Origin of the sequence: Synechocystis sp. LEGE 06083, from assembly GCF_015207725.1 — a bacterium.
GTDB classification, from domain to species: Bacteria; Cyanobacteriota; Cyanobacteriia; order Cyanobacteriales; family Microcystaceae; genus Synechocystis; species Synechocystis salina.
This window is the reverse complement of the sequence record NZ_JADEWJ010000287.1, coordinates 1-4634: the sequence shown is the minus strand read 5'-3', so window position 1 is coordinate 4634 and position 4634 is coordinate 1. Positions and strand designations below refer to the sequence as shown.

Below are 4634 nucleotides of genomic sequence, written 5' to 3'. Positions count from 1 at the left end.
AAAACCCTATCCACAAAAACAAGTTGGGCAATTTTACGGGTAAAAAAGATCGTGCTCATAATAATGCCCGCCGCCACCCCTAGGGCAAAGTTGCGGGTGATAATAATTAGCCCCATGGTGGTAAACATAACAATGTTTTCGCTCTGGGGAATTTTGCGAAAGTCCCGCAGGGAAGACCAACGAAAAGTTCCAATGGAAACCATAATCATCACAGCTACTAAGGTTGCCATAGGCATTTGCTGCACCCAGTCCTTTAATCCCAAAATGGCAATTAAGAGAAAAATTCCCGCCGCAAAGGTGGATAACCGGCCCCGGCCGCCGGATTGCACATTGATGACTGATTGGCCAATCATGCCACAGCCCGCCATGCCACCAAAAAAGCCAGTGACAATATTGGCAATGCCTTGTCCTTTGGCTTCTCGATTTTTGTCGCTGGGAGTGTCGGTCAATTCATCCACTAAAGATGCAGTTAAAAAGGAAGCGAGCAACCCAACGATCGCCAGGGTGAGGGAGTAAGGCAGAATAATTTGTAAAGTTTGCCAATTAAGGGGAATTTGGGGTAGTAAAAAAATTGGTAAACTTCCAGGTAACTCCCCCATATCTCCCACGGTGGGCACATCTAATTGCAAGAAAATCGTGGCATTGGTCATCACAAATAAAGCCACCAATGGAGAAGGGAAAATCGTGGTAAACCTGGGCAGAATATAAATAATTGCTAGGGAACAGGCCAGGATTAGATAAACTAACCAATATTGACTAACCTTAGTCGGGTCTAGCTGGGGTAGCTGAGCCAAAAAAATCAACACGGCCAAAGCATTGATGTAACCCAACACCACGGCCCTGGGGACGTAGCGCATTTGCTTGGCAACTTTGAAAACCCCCAACAAAACCTGGAAAATTCCCGTCAGTACGGTGGCAGCCAACAGGTATTGCAAACCGTGGTCTTTAACCAAATCCACCATTAATAGGGCCATGGCCCCCGTTGCGGCGGAAATCGATCCCGATCGCCCACCGAAAAAGGCCGTCAAGATGGCAATGGTGAAGGAAGCATAAAGCCCCACCTTGGGGTCAACTCCGGCAATGATGGAAAAGGCGATCGCCTCGGGGATGAGGGCCAAACCCACCACAGCCCCGGCTAACAAATCTTCCTTAGTATTGCGAAACCACTCCCGCTTTAAGTTTGTCCAATTGATCATTATTTCGGTCTAAAACTTCGTCTTTTACAGGATTTTTCGCAAGAATTTTTATAAAGAAGGAGGAATGGCGATCGCGCTCAATTTTAAATCGGGACAATCCCCTGCCACCTGTTCCAAATTCCACTGATTTTTAAACAATAAAACTGGGGCATCCCAGCGGTCTTTGACCACCACCGTATTGAATAAACGTCCCGCTTTTTCTAGGGCATCCCAACCTTCCACCACCCAGCGGGCAAGGGAAAATCCCAAAGGTTCCAGGCGGGTTTCTACTCCGTATTCTTCCTGCAAACGATACTGCACCACCTCAAATTGCAATTGCCCCACCGCGGCTAAAATGGGATCTCGTTTACTTTCATCCAGGGATTGGAGAATTTGCACCGCCCCTTCTTCCTGTAGCTCCGCTACTCCCTTTTTAAAGTTTTTATACTGACTAGGATCGGTGGATTTAAGGTAGGCAAACAACTCCGGGGAAAAGGAAGGAATGGGAGGGTAAACTAATTTTTCGCCAGTGTGGACCGTATCGCCAATGGTGAACGCCCCTGGATTATTTAAACCAATCACATCCCCCGCATAGGCAATGTCCACGGATTCCCTTTCCTGGGCAAAAAGTTTTTGGGGCCTGGATAAACGCACCGTTTTTCCCGTTCGGGGATGTTTTACGACCATGTCTTTTTCAAATTTGCCGGAACAGACCCGCAAAAAAGCAATGCGGTCCCGGTGTTTGGGGTCCATATTGGCCTGGAGTTTAAACACAAAACCAGAAAATTCCGGATAGGTGGGCTCAATTTTTCCTTGGTTACTATCGTGGGCTTCGGGCTTAGCTGCATACTGCAAAAACGCTTGCAAAAATAGTTCCACCCCGAAATTGTTCATGGCACTGCCAAAAAATACTGGGGTCATTTCTCCGGCATGGACGGCGGCCAAATCAAATTCGGCTCCCGCTTCTTCGATTAATTCCAACTCATCTTGAAATTCGGCGTACACATCACTACCCAGCAAGGCTTCCAGGGCCGGATCATCCAGGGCCATGGTCTGGTCCGCTGCCTTTTTACTACCGTGGGTGCCCGTGCGTTCAAACAAATGAATGGTTTTAGTTAAACGGTTGTAAACGCCCCGAAACCGATCGCCAGTGCCGATGGGGTAGTTAACGGCATAGGTGGTCATGCCCAATTCCTGCTCAATTTCGTCCATCAACTCCAAGGGGGTCAAACTAGGGCGATCGAGCTTATTGATAAAAGTAAAAATGGGCAGATGGCGCAGGCGACAGACTTCAAACAGTTTGCGGGTTTGGGTTTCTAAACCCTTGGCGGCATCAATTAACATCACCGCATTGTCCGCCGCTGCCAGAGTCCGGTAGGTATCTTCACTAAAATCTTGGTGCCCGGGGGTATCGAGTAAATTGAGAATTTTGCCCCGGTAGTCGAACTGCAGCACAGTGGAAGTGATGGAAATACCCCGCTGTTGCTCCATGGCCATCCAGTCAGATGTGGCACTGCGCTGAGTACGGCGAGCTTTCACGGCCCCTGCTTCTTGAATTGCCCCCCCATAGAGCAATAATTTTTCCGTTAGGGTAGTTTTCCCTGCATCGGGGTGGGAAATGATCGCAAAATTACGACGGCGATCTACCTCTTTCAAAAGATCGTCCAGGGCTTTGTCCGAAGACGGCGCCGTTGAAGATAGGGAAGTTTGCATGCGATGGGAAAAAATAGGCGGGCATTAGCAACGGGCCCACTCTTTCTAGGCTCTAGCTGGAAGTATTGTCTCAAGTTAGCGGCGGATCTGTCCAATAGTGGGTCAAGTTTTGCCCTAGAACTTCTCACCAATGCCGAAGTTAATGCGGGATTCTCCCTCTCCAGTAAAGCCGAGGTCAATGCGGATGGGGCCCACCGGGGACTGGATTCTCACTCCGAAGCCATAGCCTACTCCAGAACCCGGTAAACCCCGGACGATGGCCGGAAAGCCTGGTACTGCCCCCTGGGAACCAAGGTTAGAGCCGTAGTCCACAAATAGGGCCCCTCCCACCGCCGCAATAATGGGGAAACGGTACTCCGCTGTGGCCTGGAAGAAGCTACGACCATTGCCCAGTTCCCCTTCCTGGTAACCCCGCACCGAGTTACTACCCCCTAAAATAAACGCTTCATAGGGCGGTAAATCCCCTAACACAGTCCCCGCTTGCACGTTGAAAGCCACCGTTTGGGGTTGGGTGGACTCGACAAAGCCAAAGCCCGTCAAATCCAGCCAGTTAACCGGGATGTAGTAGCTATAACTACCCCGCAACCGGGTCATCATAATATTGCCGGTGCCAACGGGAATGGTTTGTTCTGCCCCAAAGCGCACTAGGGAACCACTGGTGGGTTGCAAGGCATTGTTGCGGTTATCTTGGGAAGCACCAAAGGAGAGGGTGAATAGCTCGTCTACCCCGTAGTCACTAAAGGAGAGGGGCTGGGAATTAAAGCCATTTAAAGGCGCGGAAAAGGGAGACAGGGCACCGGCGGCATTCTCAATGCGGACATTCTGGTAACCAAAACCCGCTGACAAACGCCAATCCGGAGGGGAAAACACATCATCGGCGATCGGTCTAAAAAAGGTTAGTCCTAAACCAGTACGTACTACCCTGGGGCTGTCAAAGCCGTTAAAGGTACGAATAGAAGAATCGGCCCCGTCGAATACGAGGGAAATGGTCCGACGGCGGAAAAGGTTGGCAGTGTAGGAAGTACGGAATGGATCGCCCCCAATCCACGGGTCGGTAAAACTGACATCAAACAAAAGCTCCCTTTGACCCACCTGGGCTTCCACCCCAATGGTTTGGTTGTTACCCCCCAGATTTTTTTCCTGGTAACTGATGGTACCAAACAGCCCACTGGTGCTGCTAATACCCCCCCCAGCGGCGATGGAGCCCGTATTACCTTCCACCACATCGACGTTGACAATTACCTCCGTGGGATCAGTACCGGGGTTAAAGGACAGCCTGACATCTTCAAACAGTCCCAGGCTATACACCCGCTGTAAATCTGTTTGGGCGCGATTGCGGTTAAAAACGTCCCCCGGCTTCAGGCGCATTTCCCTGGTGATAATGAAATCCCTGGTTCTGCCCTCCACTGGCTCGTCTTCCGAGTCAAAAAATCGCACTTGGATATTTTCCACAATACCCTCGGCAATAACCAGAGTGACTTGGCCATCGGCTCCCACCTGGGGAGACCCCACTACCTGGGCCAGGTCATAACCCTGGTTGGAATACCATTCATTGATGGTTTTAATCCCCTCTTGTAATTCCCGCAGGTTGAGGATTTTGCCGTACTGGTCCCCAAAGGTTTCGTCCACTACTTCCTGGGGCAGAATTCGTTCCTTCCCTTCAGCCACTTCTGGCACTGTGCGTATGTTCAAGCCGGTGAAAACTGGGTTGGCCTGCACTTCGAAGGTCACCCTCACCCCCAAGGG

General features: G+C 50.4%; 3 protein-coding genes. All 3 read right to left on the bottom strand.

Annotated elements, in window-relative coordinates; genetic code table 11:
* Positions 1–1196 (bottom strand): SulP family inorganic anion transporter (locus IQ219_RS16910; RefSeq protein WP_194073378.1); only part of this gene is annotated, 1196 nt, incomplete at its 3' end.
* Between the two features lie 48 nt (positions 1197–1244).
* Positions 1245–2888, bottom strand: a complete 1644-nt coding sequence (gene prfC, locus IQ219_RS16905) for a peptide chain release factor 3 (protein ID WP_194018976.1) — start codon at positions 2886–2888, stop codon at positions 1245–1247.
* A 114-nt stretch (positions 2889–3002) separates the two neighbouring features.
* The coding region (locus IQ219_RS16900; protein WP_194073377.1) for a BamA/TamA family outer membrane protein at positions 3003–4634 on the bottom strand (1632 nt) is incomplete at its 5' end.

Excerpts from the sequence above, each read along its gene's own strand:
- prfC (WP_194018976.1), bottom strand. The coding sequence starts at position 2,888 with ATGCAAACTTCCCTATCTTCAACGGCGCCGTCTTCGGACAAAGCCCTG.